The 17,982-nt window shown below is 43.0% G+C and carries 14 protein-coding genes and 3 tRNA genes; 2 read left to right on the forward strand and 15 right to left on the reverse strand.

The window, feature by feature from the left end:
• Window positions 1-3 precede the first annotated feature (3 nt).
• A complete protein-coding gene (gyrA, locus tag QM870_RS06595) occupies window positions 4-2,460 on the reverse strand; it encodes a DNA gyrase subunit A (RefSeq protein WP_061591391.1) in 2,457 nt (818 codons plus the stop codon).
• 198 nt (window positions 2,461-2,658) lie between these two features.
• Here gyrA and QM870_RS06600 point away from each other — a divergent pair, with 198 nt between their 5' ends.
• Window positions 2,659-3,645 (forward strand): L-lactate dehydrogenase, encoded by a 987-nt coding sequence (locus QM870_RS06600; RefSeq protein WP_021153137.1) that lies wholly within the window; start codon window positions 2,659-2,661, stop codon window positions 3,643-3,645.
• A gap of 44 nt (window positions 3,646-3,689) precedes the next feature.
• Here QM870_RS06600 and QM870_RS06605 read toward each other — a convergent pair whose 3' ends face one another.
• The 10 genes from QM870_RS06605 to parE form a co-directional block, all read right to left on the reverse strand.
• Window positions 3,690-4,106: an NUDIX hydrolase gene (locus QM870_RS06605; protein WP_414369120.1), complete on the reverse strand. Its 417-nt coding sequence runs from the start codon at window positions 4,104-4,106 to the stop codon at window positions 3,690-3,692.
• 56 nt (window positions 4,107-4,162) lie between these two features.
• A tRNA-Arg gene (locus QM870_RS06610) sits at window positions 4,163-4,234 on the reverse strand.
• A 76-nt stretch (window positions 4,235-4,310) separates the two neighbouring features.
• Complete coding sequence (gene rpsA, locus QM870_RS06615; protein ID WP_003011990.1) at window positions 4,311-5,510, reverse strand: 30S ribosomal protein S1; 1,200 nt, start codon at window positions 5,508-5,510, stop codon at window positions 4,311-4,313.
• A gap of 168 nt (window positions 5,511-5,678) precedes the next feature.
• Window positions 5,679-5,750, reverse strand: a tRNA-Gln gene (locus tag QM870_RS06620).
• Between the two features lie 49 nt (window positions 5,751-5,799).
• Window positions 5,800-5,880: transfer RNA gene (locus QM870_RS06625), tRNA-Tyr, on the reverse strand.
• Between the two features lie 52 nt (window positions 5,881-5,932).
• Window positions 5,933-6,163 carry a DUF2969 domain-containing protein gene (locus QM870_RS06630; RefSeq protein ID WP_023918020.1) on the reverse strand — a complete coding sequence of 77 codons (231 nt, stop codon included), beginning with the start codon at window positions 6,161-6,163 and terminating at the stop codon, window positions 5,933-5,935.
• 235 nt (window positions 6,164-6,398) lie between these two features.
• Window positions 6,399-7,421 (reverse strand): branched-chain amino acid aminotransferase, encoded by a 1,023-nt coding sequence (locus QM870_RS06635; protein WP_414369122.1) that lies wholly within the window; start codon window positions 7,419-7,421, stop codon window positions 6,399-6,401.
• 175 nt (window positions 7,422-7,596) lie between these two features.
• Window positions 7,597-10,050 (reverse strand): DNA topoisomerase IV subunit A, encoded by a 2,454-nt coding sequence (gene parC, locus QM870_RS06640; RefSeq protein WP_414369124.1) that lies wholly within the window; start codon window positions 10,048-10,050, stop codon window positions 7,597-7,599.
• A gap of 172 nt (window positions 10,051-10,222) precedes the next feature.
• The gene (locus QM870_RS06645) at window positions 10,223-11,041 is read right to left on the reverse strand and encodes an aminoglycoside 6-adenylyltransferase (RefSeq protein ID WP_414369125.1); all 819 of its coding nucleotides are present in this window, start codon (window positions 11,039-11,041) and stop codon (window positions 10,223-10,225) included.
• A gap of 56 nt (window positions 11,042-11,097) precedes the next feature.
• On the reverse strand, window positions 11,098-13,047 hold the full coding sequence (gene parE / locus QM870_RS06650) for a DNA topoisomerase IV subunit B (protein ID WP_003007156.1): 1,950 nt from the start codon (window positions 13,045-13,047) through the stop codon (window positions 11,098-11,100).
• A 187-nt stretch (window positions 13,048-13,234) separates the two neighbouring features.
• Here parE and plsY point away from each other — a divergent pair, with 187 nt between their 5' ends.
• Entirely contained in the window at window positions 13,235-13,879 is a 645-nt protein-coding gene (gene plsY / locus QM870_RS06655; protein ID WP_414369127.1) for a glycerol-3-phosphate 1-O-acyltransferase PlsY, read from the forward strand.
• 82 nt (window positions 13,880-13,961) lie between these two features.
• Here plsY and QM870_RS06660 read toward each other — a convergent pair whose 3' ends face one another.
• From QM870_RS06660 to QM870_RS06675, 4 genes are read right to left on the reverse strand one after another with little or no spacing between them, the layout of a single operon-like run.
• Complete coding sequence (locus QM870_RS06660) at window positions 13,962-15,245, reverse strand: glycosyltransferase (RefSeq protein ID WP_414369129.1); 1,284 nt, start codon at window positions 15,243-15,245, stop codon at window positions 13,962-13,964.
• Window positions 15,205-15,861, reverse strand: a complete 657-nt coding sequence (locus tag QM870_RS06665) for a hypothetical protein (RefSeq protein WP_414369131.1) — start codon at window positions 15,859-15,861, stop codon at window positions 15,205-15,207. Before QM870_RS06665 ends, QM870_RS06660 begins: the two co-directional genes overlap by 41 nt.
• Window positions 15,854-16,996: a glycosyltransferase family 2 protein gene (locus QM870_RS06670; protein WP_414369133.1), complete on the reverse strand. Its 1,143-nt coding sequence runs from the start codon at window positions 16,994-16,996 to the stop codon at window positions 15,854-15,856. The genes QM870_RS06665 and QM870_RS06670 overlap by 8 nt, the downstream gene beginning before the upstream one ends.
• Window positions 16,993-17,769 carry an SDR family NAD(P)-dependent oxidoreductase gene (locus tag QM870_RS06675; protein ID WP_414369135.1) on the reverse strand — a complete coding sequence of 259 codons (777 nt, stop codon included), beginning with the start codon at window positions 17,767-17,769 and terminating at the stop codon, window positions 16,993-16,995. The genes QM870_RS06670 and QM870_RS06675 overlap by 4 nt, the downstream gene beginning before the upstream one ends.
• Window positions 17,770-17,982 lie beyond the last annotated feature (213 nt).

Below are 17,982 nucleotides of genomic sequence, written 5' to 3' on the forward strand. Positions count from 1 at the left end.
TATCTATTCGTTTTCTTCCACTACTTCTTCATCTTTTTCATCAGGCTGGACAGTTGTAAAGGTCACAATTTTCGCATCCTGATCCAGTCTCATGACTTTCACACCCTGAGTCGAACGACCCGTTTGAGAAATGTCAGCCACACCTGTCCGGATCATAACTCCGGTATCGGTAATGATCATCAGATCTTCATCCCCTTTAACGGTTAAAAGACCAGCTAACGGACCATTTTTCTCTGTAATATTGGCTGTTTTGATTCCTTTACCACCACGGCCCTTGGTTGGGTATTCGCCAGCTATCGTCCGCTTACCATACCCTTTTTCAGTAATGACCAATACTTCGTCCTGGTCGGTAATAACACTTGCCCCAACAACCTTGTCTCCATCACGGAGATTCACACCACGTACACCTGTAGCAGAACGTCCCATATTCCGAACTACTGCCTCATTAAAGCGGACTGAATATCCATATTTGGTACCGATAATGACGTCAGTATTGCCATCTGTAAGGAAGACATTGATCAATTCATCCTCGTCCCGTAGGTTCAGAGCTTTCAGACCGTTCTGACGGATATTTGAAAATTCTGCTACGTTAGTGCGCTTGACTACACCTTGTCGCGTCGTAAAGAAGAGATAAGACTCATCACTGCGATCTTGCTCCACATTGATAATGGTTTGAATCGATTCACCTTCGTCCAATTTTAAGAGGTTGACGATTGGTAATCCTTTAGCTGTCCGGCCATATTCTGGAATCTCATAACCTTTCAGACGATAGACACGCCCCTTATTGGTAAAGAAGAGCAAATGATCATGGGTGCTCGTAGAAACCAATTCACGAACAAAGTCATCGTCCTTCACACCGGTTCCTTGGACCCCACGTCCACCACGTTTTTGTGCAGTAAATTCAGCTTGGTCCAAACGTTTGATGTATCCTTTATTAGAAAGGGTAATTAAGACATCTGTTTCTTCAATCAAGTCCTCATCTTCAAGAGAAAGAACTTCCCCTACCATCAACTCAGTTCGACGAGCATCGCCAAACTTGCGTTTGACTTCTTCTAATTCTTCCTTGATGATAGTCGCCACACGCTCTGGTTTAGCCAAAATATCAGCCAAATCAGCAATCAGGGCAACCAAGTCGTCATATTCACTCTGGATCTTGTCTCGTTCCAAACCGGTCAAACGACGAAGACGCATGTCCAAAATGGCTTGACTTTGACGTTCAGAAAGCTTGAATTTAGACATCAATTCAGCTTGTGCTTCAGCGTCTGTCTGGCTATTGCGGATAATCCGGATCACTTCATCGATGTGATCCAAGGCGATGAGCAAACCTTCTAAGATATGGGCACGTGCTTCCGCTTTTTCTTTATCAAAGATGGTCCGTCGAGTCACCACTTCTTTCTGGTGCTCAATATAAGCACCTAAAATTTGGCGAAGAGAAAGAACCTTTGGAACTCCATTTTGGATCGCCAACATATTGAATCCAAAATTGGTTTGCATTTGTGTCATCTTAAAGAGGTTGTTCAAAATAACGTTAGCCGAAGCATCTCGGCGGACCTCAATCACAAAACGAACCCCTTCACGGTTTGATTCATCACGTACAGCTGTAATCCCTTCGATCCGTTTTTCTTGCACCAAGCGAACGATGTGCTCGTGCACCTTGGTTTTATTGACCATATAAGGGAACTCAGTAACAACAATCCGTTCACGGCCACTCTTGGTCACTTCAATCTCTGTACGAGAACGAAGAACGATTGATCCTTTTCCTGTTTCATAGGCTTTGTGGATACCTGATTTCCCCATGACCAAAGCACCTGTCGGAAAATCTGGACCAGGAAGAACTTCCATAAGTTCACGGGTCGTTACCTCCGGATTATCCATCATCAGCTTCACTGCATCAATGGTTTCTCCCAAATTGTGAGGAGGAATATTGGTTGCCATCCCAACGGCAATACCAGTAGCACCATTGACGAGAAGGTTAGGGAAACGTGCAGGTAAGACCAAAGGTTCGCGCTCGCTAGCATCATAGTTATCAGCGAAATCAACTGTATTTTTATTGATATCCCGCAACATTTCAAGAGCAATCTTACTCATACGGGCTTCTGTATACCGTTGAGCAGCGGCGCCATCACCGTCCATAGAACCAAAGTTTCCATGACCGTCCACTAACATGTAGCGATAACTCCACCATTGCGCCATCCGAACCATGGCTTCATAAATAGAGGAATCCCCGTGTGGGTGGTATTTACCCATAACATCCCCTGTGATACGGGCTGACTTCTTATGTGGTTTATCTGGCGTAACACCCAATTCATTCATACCATACAAAATACGACGGTGAACGGGTTTTAAACCATCCCGAACATCAGGTAGGGCACGAGCTACGATAACACTCATCGCATAATCGATAAAACTCGTCTTCATTTCTGATGTTAAATTCACATCAATTAGATTATTATCCTGCATTCAAAAAATGCCTCTCTTTACTTAATTCACCATACTATTATAACACATTTTAGCCTATTTTTCTTCTTAGGAACACAAACGTAAAAACGTTTACATCAAGGATTCATACTGTTTCAGATGACAAAGACTTTCAAAAGTGGTAGAATGAAGTCGTATGAGAATCTATCTCAAAAAAAAATGAAGGAGACGTTTAGACTCATGGATTTGACTAAACAACACAAAAAAGTTATCCTTGTCGGTGACGGTGCCGTAGGTTCATCTTATGCATTTGCACTTGTCAACCAAGGAATTGCACAAGAGCTTGGAATTATCGAAATTCCTCAATTGCACGAAAAAGCTGTCGGAGATGCGCTTGACCTTAGCCACGCCCTTGCCTTCACTTCACCTAAGAAGATCTATGCGGCTGAGTACGCTGACTGTGCGGATGCTGACCTTGTTGTAATTACTGCAGGTGCTCCTCAAAAACCAGGTGAAACTCGCCTTGATCTTGTTGGTAAAAACCTTGCCATTAACAAATCAATCGTAACACAAGTTATTGAATCAGGATTTAACGGTATCTTCCTTGTAGCTGCTAACCCAGTTGACGTTTTGACATACTCTACATGGAAATTCTCAGGATTCCCTAAAGAACGCGTTATCGGTTCTGGTACTTCTCTTGACTCAGCTCGTTTCCGTCAAGCACTTGCTGAAAAATTGGACGTTGATGCTCGTTCAGTGCACGCCTACATCATGGGTGAACATGGAGACTCAGAATTCGCTGTATGGTCACACGCTAACATCGCTGGTGTAAACCTTGAAGAATTCCTTAAAGACACTCAAAACGTTCAAGAAACTGAATTGATCGAATTGTTCGAAGGTGTTCGTGATGCTGCTTACACCATCATCAACAAAAAAGGTGCTACATACTACGGTATCGCTGTTGCCCTTGCTCGTATCACTAAAGCAATCCTTGATGATGAAAATGCAGTACTTCCACTTTCTGTATTCCAAGAAGGTCAATATGGTGTTAGCAACGTCTTTATCGGTCAACCTGCCATCGTAGGTGCACACGGTATTGTACGTCCAGTGAACATCCCATTGAACGATGCAGAACAACAAAAAATGAAAGCTTCTGCTGATGAATTGCAAGCAATCATTGATGAAGCATGGAAAAACCCTGAATTCCAAGAAGCTTCTAAAAACTAAGAAAAAAACATCTCCTTATTAAAAGGGGATGTTTTTTAGCTGCTTTATTTGGATTTGTCAGCAAGGATTTCAAGCAAATAAGGCACAACGAGATTGCTCTCTATGTCTTTCAAAGAAGAAATCCATTTAAAGTCTGTATGCTCTTCTGGATCTAATATAAAATCACGCTCTTCCAAAATCTCGCCAGCATAAACTAGGCGTGTAAAGACAGTATCTTTGCTGGCATCAAATTGACTATCTTCGTGGATAATCTTATTAATCCGAAGCTTTTGATTAACCTCCTCAATAGCCTCACGTAGAGCAGCCTCTCTGGGCAATTCATTCTCTTCTACACTTCCACCTGGAATATCCCAATAAGATGGATAGACATTAGGGAGACCTCGCTTTATTTTCGAGCGTTTGATAAGCAGATACTTCCGGTCTTTCTCAATCAAGGTATGGGCGATTAATTTTACTGTCATTGCATGTTCCTCCAAGAAAGAGCAAAAAAGACTCCGAGGAGCCTCGTTATGAATCATCCACCCTGAGGGAATCGAACCCCCATCTCAAGAACCGGAATCTTACGTGATATCCATTACACTAAGGGTGGCAACTGTTATAGTATATCAAATTCTCGAGAATTTTACAAGTAAAAAAAGCTTACCGAGAGGTAAGCTTTTTGAATATTACAATTCGATATCGCCAAACAAGTCAGCCATTGAGAATCCAGTTTGAGTTTCTGGAAGATCAAAGTCGCGTTTTTCTTGTTTTGGACGACGTGGGCGAGATTGACGTTTTTCTTGTTTTTCGCCTTCTTCTTGAGCTGGACGTTCTTCAAGAGCTTTGATAGAAAGTGATACACGTTCATCTGCAGCATTTACTTCAAGAACTTTAACAGTTACTTCTTGTCCAACTTTAAGAACATCTTTTGGATTTTCAACACGTTTGTGTGAAATTTGTGAGATGTGTACAAGTCCGTCGATACCTGGCAATACTTCAACGAATGCACCGAAGTCAGTCAAACGTTTAACAGTTCCTTCGATAACATCACCAGCAGCCAATTTTTGTTCAACGCCATCCCAAGGTCCAGGTGTTGTAGCTTTCAATGAAAGTGATACACGACCTTCTTCTTCGTTCAAGTCAAGAACTTTCACTTGGATTTCTTCACCAACAGTTACAACTGATTTAGGTGATACGTTGCGTTCGTGTGACAATTCTGTCAAGTGAACCAATCCATCAACACCACCAAGGTCGATGAAAGCACCGAAGCTTGTGATACGTGCAACTTTACCAGTTACGACATCACCAACGTTCAATTTACCAAATACTTCTGCGCGTGCTGCAGCTGATTCAGCTTCAACAACTTCACGACGTGAAAGGATAAAGCGGTTTTCTTTTGGATCTACTTCTTTGATTTTAGCATCAAATTCTTGACCTACGAAACGTTCAGTGTTACGTACAAAACGAGTATCAAGCATTGAAGCTGGAATAAATCCACGAAGTCCTTCAAATTCTACTGAAAGTCCGCCTTTAACAGCGCGAGTTCCTTTAACAGTAACAACTTCTTCTTCACGTCCAACCAATTTGTCCCATGCTTTGCGAGCTTCCAAACGTTTTTTAGATACAAGGTAAGTTACTGTATCAGTATCTTTACCAACTACTTGACGAAGAACAAGCAATTCAAGTGTTTCACCTGGTTTTACCAAGTCGTTGATGTCAGCATCACGATCGTTTGTCAATTCGCGAAGAGTCAAGACACCTTCGACACCAGTTCCAGAGATTGCAACGTTAGCTTGGTTCGCGTCAACTGTCAATACTTCAGCAGTAACAACGTCACCTGGTTCAACTTGGCTAACACTGTTTAGCAAATCTTCAAATTCATTCATCTAAAAAATCCTCCAACAATCAAGTTTTCTAAAACTTGACATACTTATAATTATTTTTCCTAAGCAAGCACTCGCAATGAGATCAACTACAATCTTTAACGACTCATCCTATAAAGAAATAAAATACCTGGATAGATATTTTATCACTCATCTGATATTACCTAAGAACTGGGGTAGCTGGATTCGAACCAACGCATGAGGGAGTCAAAGTCCCTTGCCTTACCGCTTGGCTATACCCCAAAAAGAGCGCTGACATTAGTCACTTTATCATCGTCACAATGAACGCTAATGGAGAGAGAGGGATTCGAACCCCCGAACCCGAAGGAGCGGATTTACAGTCCGCCGCGTTTAGCCTCTTCGCTATCTCTCCATATAAATCAACAGGATCTATTATACCATTGATTTATTATGATTGCAAGCCCTTATTTATTCAAATTATAATTTTCTATCAAAATTTCAACGGCTTTTTCAAGTTTTTTGTAAAGAGAATCCACATTTCCATTTTTGATAATGGCATATTGACCAGCCATATCTGCAATTTCACCAATCGTTTTCTTTCCAATGGACAAAGTGAAACCATCAAAAGTGTCTTTTCCGACGGTTACTTTACTATCAACGATTTGAATCTCAATTTTCTTATCTTTTTTACTCATTTCAACCCTCTTTTCACTTTTTCTATTTTACAAAAATTCTCTTGATGACGCAAGAGAAAAGGGAGTGGGGCAGAAAGAATTTAGTTAGTAATTCCTTCTTTATCCCACCCCCGCAAGAGTCATTCGGCACTCTTCTATTCCTAAAAGCGAATGAAGAGAAACATTAGTTACTGCGTTCTTTCGTTAAGACTCGTTCTCATTGAAGCCTAGACACTTTGTTTCAGACTCTTTCGGTTTAATCGACTTTGAAAATCCATCCTTCTGGCGCTTCGACATCACCAAATTGAATACCAGTCAACTCGTCATAGAGTTTCCGTGTGACAGGACCTACCTCTGTTTCAGAATAGAAGACATGGAAGTCATCTCCGTGTTGAACGCCTCCGATCGGAGAGATGACAGCTGCGGTACCACAAGCTCCTGCTTCTACAAAGCGATCCAGCTCATTAATAAAGACATCCCCTTCAATTGGTGTCATACCAAGACGGTGTTCTGCCAAGTAAAGCAAAGAGTACTTGGTGATCGATGGCAAAATAGACGGACTCAATGGCGTCACAAATTCGTTATTAGCAGTGATACCAAAGAAGTTTGCAGAACCAACTTCTTCAATCTTGGTGTGAGTCGCTGGATCGAGGTAAATCACGTCAGAGAAGTTACGATCATGCGCAATCTTACCTGGCAACATACTAGCTGCGTAGTTCCCACCAACTTTTGCAGCCCCTGTACCATGTGGTGCAGCACGGTCATACTCATCTTGAATCAAGAAGTTCGTTGGGACCAAACCACCTTTAAAATAGTTACCGACAGGCATGGCAAAGATGGTAAAGATATACTCATCTGCTGGATGCACACCAATAATATCACCAACCCCAATCAAAAGTGGACGAAGGTAAAGGGTAGCTCCTGTACCATATGGTGGAACATACTCTTCATTGGCTTTTACCACTGCCTTACAAGCATCTACAAACATGTCAACAGGTACTTGAGGCATCAGCAACCGATCTGCTGTGCGTTGCAAACGTTTAGCGTTTTGATCTGGACGGAACAATTGGACGCTTCCATCTTTTGTACGGTAGGCTTTCAACCCTTCAAAGGCTTGCTGACCGTAATGCAAACTTGGAGAAGATTCGGACAAATGCAAAGTCGCATCTTCTGTCAATTCCCCTTTTTCCCAAGCTCCATTGCGATAATATGCCAAATAGCGATAAGGTAATTTCATATATGAAAAGCCAAGGTTTTCCCAATCAAGTGATACTGTCATGATAGTGCTCCTTTTAATTCTTTCTATTCCTAGTCGATCTGATGTAGGTCGATTCAGTTTCTCAATCTATGTACACTATTGTACACCATTTCATGAGAATTTCAAGCGAAATTTTCAATTTTCAGAAAATTTATTTTTAAAGAAAGTCAGTCCTAGAATGGACCGACGATTTCTTTTATTTGATAGTAGCTGAAAAAACTTCTTGATCTGAAATGGTATCGTTGACAAAGGTTCCATTGCTTGTTCTTTCAGAAATGCTTAATTGTGTCAAATCAACTTCTGTTACCTGACCTGTTGTGGAAGTGATTTGAAGGATTTGATCTTGCTCTGCCACTTCTTCTTGGCTCGTAAAGAGATCAAAATCTCCCTGGTCAGTGAAGACTGGACCTGCCTTAAAGACACGGTGTGGTTTATTTTTCAACTCACGCAAGACCTGTAGTCCCCGTTTGGCCCGACTGGTCACAGGAATATCGTCTTGTAACATCCGTTTGAGACTGCCTCGTTGAGTCAGAATGTACATGCTTGGAGTTGTCGACTTAAAGGCGGCAGCAACTTGATCTCCGTCTTTGAGGTTAATGGCTTTGACCCCTGCTGCTTTGGCTCCTACGACAGGGACCTCCTCAATATTGAAGCGCAACCCATACCCATTTTTAGTAATGATCATGATATCTTCAAGAACAACTGGAGCAACTGCTACGATACGGTCGTCTTGATCTTTTAGCTTAGCATACTTAGTCGATTTAGAACGATAAGTCCGCCATGGGCTCAATTCCTTGCGTTCAAAGCGCTTGATTTGACCTTGTTGGGTTGCTGCAAAGTAGGTAACTCCCTCAAACTGATCCACAATCTCCGCAAAGAGAATTTCTTCCTCTTGCTCGAAATTGGTCAAGGTTTGACTGAGGTGCTCTCCGATATCCTTCCACTTGGTATCTGTCAATTCGTGAATTGGTCGATAAATGGCATTCCCCAAGTTGGTAAAGAGTAAGAGATGCTGAGTGGTCTTAGCAGGCTCTACGAAAATCAACTCGTCATCGTCTCGCTTACCGACTTCTTCCAGTGTTGATGCATTGAAAGAACGAGGCGAGGTCCGTTTGATATATCCAGCACGGGTTACGCTGACGAAGGTTTCCTCTTCGACAATGAGACTGGCTGTATCAATCTCAATCGTTTTAGCCGTGTCTTGCAATTCACTGCGACGCGGATTACCAAAGAGCTTCTTGACTTCACGCAACTCCTTCTTCATGAGGTTGAACATGGTCCGTTCATAACCAATGATGGCTGCCAAGGTCGCGATTTGCTCCTTGAGACTGGCATGCTCTTCTTCCAAGGTGACGATATCCGTATTGGTCAAGCGGTACAATTGCAAGGTAACAATAGCTTCTGCTTGTTCTTCCGTGAAATCGTAGCTGACCTTGAGGTTTTCCTTAGCATCTGCCTTATTATCAGAAGCTCGGATCAAGGCAATGACCTCATCGAGAATGGAAATGACGCGGATCAAGCCCTCTACGATGTGGAGACGCCGTTCGGCCTTTTCCTTATCAAAGCGCGAGCGAGCGACAATGATATCCCGACGGTGAGCAATGTAGCTAGAGAGAATCGGTACGATCCCCACTTGACGAGGAGTATAGTTGTCAATTGCCACCATATTGAAGTTGTAGTTGACCTGCAAGTCTGTATACTTGAACAAGTAGTTCAAGATCAAGTCTGCATTGGCATCTTTTTTGAGCTCAATGGCAATACGAAGACCATCTCGGTCAGACTCATCCCGAACCTCAGCGATACCTGCAACCTTGTTGTTAACACGAACATCGTCGATCTTCTTGACCAAAACAGCCTTGTTGATCTCATAAGGGATCTCGGTAACAACAATTTGCTGCTTGCCTCCTTTGAGCTGCTCAATCTCGGTTTTAGAGCGGACAACTACCCGTCCCTTACCTGTTTCATAAGCTTTCTTGATCTCATCACGCCCTTGGATAATGGCACCCGTTGGGAAATCAGGTCCAGGTAGAAACTCCATGAGTTTCTCTACCTTGGCAGATGGATGATCAATCATGTAGACTACGGCATCGATGACTTCAGCAAGATTATGTGGCGGAATATCTGTCGCGTAACCAGCTGAAATCCCTGTAGCTCCATTGACCAATAGGTTTGGAAAGGCTGCCGGCAAAACAGTTGGCTCTTTTTCTGTATCGTCAAAGTTCCAGGCAAATGGTACTGTGTTCTTTTCGATATCTTGCAAAAGATAACCCGCAATTTCAGACAAACGTGCTTCGGTATAACGCATGGCTGCTGGTGGATCACCGTCCATAGAACCATTGTTTCCGTGCATTTCCACAAGGATCTCGCGGTTCTTCCAGTCTTGAGACATGCGGACCATGGCATCATAAATGGAACTGTCCCCGTGAGGGTGGAAATTCCCCATGATATTACCGACAGACTTGGCAGACTTGCGGTAGCCCTTGTCATGGGTATTCCCGTCTTTATTCATTGAATAAAGAATCCGCCGTTGAACTGGTTTCAAGCCATCCCGAATATCAGGAAGAGCCCGTTCTTGAATAATGTATTTGGAGTAGCGACCAAAGCGCTCCCCCATGATGTCCTCTAGGGACATATTTTGAATATTAGACATAAGATACAAAGCCCGTAAAATACAAAGTGAAAATAAGAAATTTATCTTTTTCACACAGCACTCAGGGCGTGTTCAACTCCTTTCAAAGAATGTTGAGTAGTCTTTTGTAGAAAAAGGAATTCAGTCACACCAAGTAACCAAACGTTCCTTTCTGATGTTTAAAATAGATTCATTAATGATTAGAAAGTTTCTCTTTAGCATAAGAAGTCATTTTCTCTGCAACTTCCATATCGTAAGTAAACCCCATCTTTTGGGCCAGAATTTGAGCTTCTCGATCGAATCCCTTCATGGTGGAAAATAAAGACTGAGTGATTTTATCGAAACTAGATAGATCAAGCAAAGCCGAGAACTCCTTCTCTTGCTCAGCTGGTAGATACTGGAAGAGGTACTTGTAATTCTTTCCGATATCAACCGCTCCCCTATCACTTGTCACCTGCCAAGCCAAGACCTTGAGGAGTTCTTGCTGGCAAATGCCATAGAGGTGGTCGGTCGCATAGATGAGCTGATTTCTTCGAATGGCCTTTACGACATAAGCCGATACCCACCAAAATTCATTGCAGGATCCAGCAAATTCCTCTTCAGTAGGCGGAGCGGTCCAATAGCGCTTCGGACTAGGAATGTAAGAGTCAAACAAGCCTTTGTCGTCTTTTATAACTTCAAAATTTGCTTCGCTATCCACCCACTCTTGGATATACTCCTTGGGGCAGAGGGTCAAATCAATGCGATTTCCATCTTCAAAGAGCATGAGATACAGACGACGGTGTCCAAGGACATTGTGCTGTTCGATGAGTCGATTTCCGTACTGATCCAACCAGGATAAATCTGAAATCAGGTATTCCAGATCATCAACTATATAGACCACATCATAATCTTGAAACTCGTCTTTGGGTGCCCAAGGATTGGCTCGCGAACCGGATAAGGCCACTGCTTCCACTTGCAAGGACTCAGCTATCTGCAAAATCAGATTCATCATTTCTGTATCAGTTCTCATGTCGATTCCTTACCATTTCTACATCCCAGCTTATTTAATTTATAAGTAGAAAGTGATTAAAAAACTGTATTTTCTTCTAAGGTAAACTTAACGTTATCTTCAATCCATTGACGACGTGGTGCAGCCTTATCTCCCATAAGGACAGAGACACGGCGTTCTGCACGCGCTAGATCATCAATGGTGACACGGATCAAGGTACGAGTTTCTGGATTCATGGTCGTTTCCCAAAGCTGATCCGCATTCATTTCCCCCAACCCTTTGTAGCGTTGGAGGGTTGCTCCACGGCCAAAGGTCCGACGCAACTCTTCTAATTCGCTATCTGTCCAAGCATAGGCTACTTCTTCTTTCTTGCCTTTGCCTTTCGACATCTTATAAAGAGGAGGAAGTGCAATGTAGACATGCCCTGCTTCTACCAAAGGGCGCATATAGCGATAGAAGAAAGTTAGGAGTAGGGTCTGAATGTGGGCCCCATCCGTATCCGCATCGGTCATAATGATGATCTTGTCGTAGTTAGCATCCTCCACTGAGAAATCTGCCCCAACTCCAGCACCGATGGTGTAGATCATGGTGTTGATTTCCTCGTTCTTGAGGATATCACTCATATTGGCCTTCTCAGTATTAAGAACTTTCCCACGAAGTGGAAGAATCGCTTGGAACTTCCGGTCCCTTCCTTGTTTGGCAGAACCGCCGGCTGAGTCTCCTTCGACTAGATAGAGTTCATTCTTCTTAGGATTTTTAGACTGGGCTGGTGTCAATTTACCAGACAAAAGTCCCTTGTCCTTTTTGCTCTTCTTGCCATTTCGACTCTCATCCCGCGCCTTCCGAGCGGCTTCACGCGCATCCCGGGCTTTTATAGCCTTACGAATGAGATTGGAAGCCAACTCCCCATTTTCCATGAGGAAGAAGGTCAATTTATCAGAAACAATGCTATCGACGACTGGACGAGCCAAGGGACTTCCTAATTTGTCTTTGGTTTGCCCTTCAAACTGCAAATGAGCTTCTGGAACTAAGATCGAAAGAACAGCAGACAAACCTTCGCGGTAGTCTGATCCTTCCAGATTCTTGTCTTTTTCTTTGAGGAGTCCTGTCTTTCTTGCATAGTCGTTCATAGCCTTGGTAATGGCTGTCTTCAGACCCGTCTCATGGGTTCCCCCATCTTTAGTGCGGACATTATTAACGAAGGACAAGATATTATCTGAGTAGCCATCATTGTATTGCATGGCCACTTCTACCTGAAAACCATCTGATTCGCCACTAAAGTAGAGAACAGGTGTCAAAGTTTCCTTGTCTTCGTTCAAGTACTCTACGAAATCTTGGACACCATTTTCATAGTGAAAGGCCACATGGTTGTCTTCTTCCTTACGGAGATCGGTCAGCGTCAGCGTCACGTCCTTCAGCAAGAAGGCTGATTCTTTGATTCGCTCAGCAATGGTATTAAATTTGAAATCCGTCGTTGAAAAGATGGTTGGATCTGGCATGAAGGTGACCTTGGTCCCTGTCTTAGACTTGGGAGCAGAGCCGATCTTTTCAAGAGTCGTAACTGGTTTTCCCCCATCTTCAAAACGTTGCTTGTAGACAGCTCCATCACGCGTAATTTCTACCTCTAGCCAGCTAGAAAGGGCATTAACGACAGAAGATCCCACTCCGTGAAGACCTCCAGATGTCTTATAGCCTCCTTGACCAAACTTTCCTCCGGCGTGGAGGACCGTAAAGATCACCTCAACGGTTGGTTTACCCATAGCATGCATCCCGGTCGGCATTCCACGTCCCTGGTCTTCTACCGATAGCGAACCATCTTTATTAATCGTTACATCGATTTGTGATCCAAAGCCAGACAAGGCTTCATCGACCGCATTATCCACGATCTCCCAGACCATGTGATGCAAGCCATTTCCATCGGTCGATCCGATATACATCCCTGGACGTTTACGGACTGCATCCAACCCTTCTAGTACCTGAATGGCATCGTCATTATAATTATTAATATTGATTTCCTTTTTTGCCACAAGGAACCTCCTGTTTGTTCATCTTTTCTATATTACAGTTTTTTAGGAAATTTTGCAAAATTTTTTCTCTTTATATGGAGATTTCCATATCCTAGTAAAAAATGTTAGCTGGGCACTTTCTTCAGATGTCACACTTGAACTCCAAAAATTGCTTTTTCTATTGATGCCTTTTTGATATAATGAAAGTATGATAAAAGAAATAAGTGTTTTAATTTTAGCCTATCTGTTAGGCTCCATTCCTTCGGGATTATGGATTGGGAAAATCTTTTTCCATATTAATTTACGGGAACATGGCTCGGGCAATACTGGAACGACCAATACCTTTCGGATTCTAGGGAAGAAAGCTGGAATCATTGTCTTTGCGATTGATTTCTTGAAAGGAACTTTGGCCGTTCTCCTTCCGACTTTCTTTGGAATTCAGGGGATCTCGCCGATGGTCTTTGGTCTCTTAGCCGTTTTGGGGCACACTTTCCCAATTTTTGCTGGATTTAAGGGTGGAAAGGCAGTGGCGACGAGTGCTGGTGTCTTACTTGGTTTCTCGCCTATCCTGCTACTCATTTTAGCTGTTTATTTTGTAGCCAGCCTGTATTTAACCAGTATGATTTCGTTTTCGAGTGTTACCGTTGCGCTACTCGCCATTCTTTCGGTCCTCCTTCTTCCTTTGACTGGATGGATCTTGCACAGCTATGATCCGCTTTTTACAATCATTGTCTTGGCACTAGCGACCTTGATCATTCTTCGTCACAAGGAGAATATCCAACGGATCAAAGAGAAAAAAGAAAATCTCATCCCTTGGGGAAAGAATATCACCCATCAACAACCAAAAAACTAGAGCAAGCGCTCTAGTTTTTTATGTTCATTAAATAGAAGATCTCTGGAAGAAAGCAAATAGGAGTCTCTCCCTCCTCTTTCTTCTATAACTTCACTTTCAGGAGTCTCTCAATTTCTTGATAAAGAATCTTTGTTGGCTGGTAGGCTTTGCTTTTCTGAGCCAGAGCCTTTAGGTGCGACCAATCTTCCCGAGAAACCAATTCATTAAATAAGCACAAAACTTCGGAATCTGTCTTTTTACGAGATACCAATCCTACTTGGAATAACTCAGCCCGAACCGCATTGTCAAACTGGTCATAGTCCTGGGGCAAAATCAGACTAGGAATCCCCTCTTCGATACACCCCATCAAAATCCCAGCACCTGCATGATGAATAGAAAAGTCCATTTGATCCAGAACATCTGAATAAGGGAGGTAATCAAAAATCAGAAGATTATCTGACAACATCCTTGGTGGATGATCCAAACCACTAGGGTCGCCTAGGGTTACGTAAAAGACATAGTCAGGATGTTCTTGGCTCAAAAGCTTTGCCAACTCCACCATCCGCTCTTTTTCCCATTTTAAATGAGTGCCGCAAGTGACCAGGACCCGCTTTTTAGAACTCATAAAATACTGTTTCTGTTCTTGAGGAAGGTGGTCAAAAGAGAGACAGCGATAACCAATCCATTTGAGTTGGGATGGAAAATCATCTCGAAACTCCAACTCTTTCATGCCTAGAGCCAAGATTGAGTACGGAGAATAGATGGCTTCTGTCCCATCTTCACGGTAGAGTTTAAAATCCTGTAGGGTATCGAGATTCTTCTTAACCAGCGCTAATCCAACCTTCTTTGCTAGACGGATGACTTGCCTACCCAGAGCATCTCTCCACTTGTAGAAGGTCCCCTGGTGCGGTTTCCATCCTCCTAGATATGCAGGGGTAGTCGTGCGACTTTCGATCGCTACTGGACTTGGAATGGTCGTAATCCAGGGAATGCCCAAACGATCTGCTAAAACTCCAGCAGGAGCGGCTACAAAATCTGCAATAATCAAGTCTGGTTGTCCTTCAGAGTCCCAAATTCGATTTATCTCGTTGAAAACTTCAGGAATCAGTTTGCTATTAGCACCTAATTGTTGGTACATGATAAAGAGATTTGCTTGCTTGGCTGTATTGGCTATATCTTCCATGACTGTCGGACGGTCAGGAAACAAGGCAAGGCATTCGAAACCAATCTGCTCGACCAATTCCTTTTTTTGAAAACCTGTGATGACTCGAACCTGAAAACGAGGATCCTCCAGCAAGGGCTTGACCAAAGTCAAAGTCGGAAATAAATGACCACTAAAGGGGACGCTAATCACATCGATTTTTATCACTTTGTCTAATCCAGTCATAAATGATTCCTTTCACATCTTCTCTGTATTCATAGCTATAATGATTCGTATCCACTTGGATATCCGCTGAATGGCGGTCCAAAATTCGTGAATAAGGATCTTTTTTGCCTTTGATAACCAATACCTCTACCTCCTTTTGACGTAAAAGAAGCTGGGAAACAGGGCCAAGCGCTATCACGCGCAACCTTGGTAAGGATACCTCCTTCCCTACGCTTCTTAGCCACTGCGTCAGCATATTAACCCCTGAACTCTTACAAATAAGAACCACCTCCTGCGCTTCCAATAAGGGAGACAAGTGTTGTTGTAAGAGCTTTTGAAAGCGAGAGTTCAAAATGGTATGCCAATAATAGATGATATTGGATGCAGAAGCCGACAGTAGGGATACTTGAGGAAACTTTATATGTTCAAAATCTTGATTGAAGGGAAAATTGCTGGCTACTACTGAATAGCCTGATGGACAAATCGCATGAAGGAGGTCTAGCTGCCCAGCTGTCAGCCCGGCACAAGTGACATCACTGCTCCCACTGAGAAAGAGAACCAAGCGATTAGAGTCTAGCATGGTCTGATCAAGAGATAAGTCAGACAAACGGTCTAGATAGGACTTCATCTTACTCATAACGAATCTTTCCGTCCGTCACACGAATCTTCCGTCCCCGCCAGTTTATCACAGGAGGAGTCAATAGAACATAGACAAACAACCAAGGAAGCAGGAGATCATTCAGCACTTCATAGATGACTTCATCCAAGTGTAGGCGATTGGATAGAATGCTTTGCCGATAGAGGAGCATCCATACTGCCTTGAATACCAGTAAGCTTAAGGCTAGAAGAAGATAAGGCCATCCTAAAATGAGACTTAGGATCAAACCTGGAAGAGGTAGAAAACTCGGTAAACCTATGAGACTAAACAGCTTCCAATCCAGGTGTTCTTTGAGGTAGATAGAGCTAAAGAGAAGCCAACGCTTCATCTGGAGCAAATATTGCTTGGCATCCTTGATAGTCGTTCGAACATTACAGGTGACCCTTGTTTGGATAATGGATACTCCTTTACTCCTTAAAAAATCGGCCACGGCTAAATCATCACATAGAAAATCCTTAATCGCTGTGAAGAGCCCCTGGTCTTTTGCAAGTTCTACCGGTAGGATATAGAACATCCCGTTGATGGAGTGATTCGCCTCAACTTCTGCCATGGTAAAATAGGTAATAAAAGAATTGCCATTTACAAATGCTGCGACCAGCTTGGACCAGAAATTGCTTCTCTCCTGGTTATAAGGAATACCTGTCAGAATGACCTCTTGACCCAAATAGGCGGTCAGCTCACCCATTTTAGAAAAATCAATCACACTATCATCGTCCAAAACAATCAGATAAGGCCGGGTCAGCTCCTCTACAACCTGCTCAATCTTGTAACTCTTGGGATTAATCCCCTGAGGGACGTCCTCAATGAGAAAAATTCGAATGCGGTGGGCAAAGGATGCGTCTTGACAAATCCGATCTGCTACTCGCTGGGCTTCTATATCAGACTGATCAATCAACCAGTAGAATTCTACTGCTTCAGTTTGCTGGAGATTGGCCCGCAAATCACTTTCTAAACGAGGATCCCCTGAGAGGATGGGTTGAACCACTGTAAAAAGCTCTTCTGGAAAGTCCGCAATATGAGCCTGACCTCTTTTATAATAAGTAAAGGACAGCAACCAACGGATGAGAAATAAGAAAAGATAAGCAACGGCTAAAAATATAAATACAAATTTCATCTATTCAGTCCCTTTTTTAAATATATAGCAAGGAGACGGATGATCCACCTTTGGGGAAGTAGTCGACCTAGCCAAACTAGCAAGCGATAGCGAAGGCCGATAACAGCATAGGAAGTATCCCCTTCTATGAATCGGATCAACTGCTGAGCGACTTTCTCAGGCTTCATCTGCAAGCGACTACCTCCCAATGCTTCTACTAGTTTAGTTGGAAAAATAGCTGTTTGGACTGGTCCAAGAATATAGAGACCTAGCTGGACCTGGGAATCTGATTGCCTCAGTTCCTCCTGGAGAGCAAGAGTGTAGGTCTGCAAGGCAGCCTTGCTAGCACTGTAGGCTGCTAGATAGGGATGAGGAAAAAGAGCTGCCAACGAAGACAGCTGGACCAGCTGGATCTTCTGATTCTTTTGCACCACCTGCTTGATTAGCTGGACTGGTCTATGGTAGTTGACTTGCCAGAGGTCTTGCTCACTAGCTGAATCAAGGTCACATCCTAGGGAAAAATAGGCTAGTCCCGCACAATTGACGAGAAGATCAGCTTCTAGACTCTCTACAAAAGCTTCTAGAGCCACTTGATCTAGCATATCTAATGTTAGGATTGAAAGCTGCGCCTTACTCCCAGTTAGTTCTTTTTGGACTTGGGAGAGTTTGTCAGCATCGCGACCCACTAAAATCAGATGCTCCAAACGTTGTGCCAATTCTTTCGCTAATTGCCGGCCAATCCCTCCTGTAGCGCCTAAAATGATTGCTTTTTTTATAGTATCTTCTATCTTCATAGCTCTAGTGTACCAAATTTCAAGCAGTTAGAAAACTCTTACTACCATTCTCCAGCTTTACAGTTCAACCCCTACTTGTCAAAAAGGTCTCTAACGTAAAAATAGAGTCCTTTTTGTCTTTTGTCTATTTCCCAACCGTACTTCAATAACTACTAGCTATTAGGCGATCAAATAGGAAAGGTCGGTTTAATAAAACTACTGGAGCTGTGATGA

This window comes from Streptococcus parasanguinis (genome assembly GCF_047463195.1).
GTDB lineage: Bacteria > Bacillota > Bacilli > Lactobacillales > Streptococcaceae > Streptococcus > Streptococcus parasanguinis_R.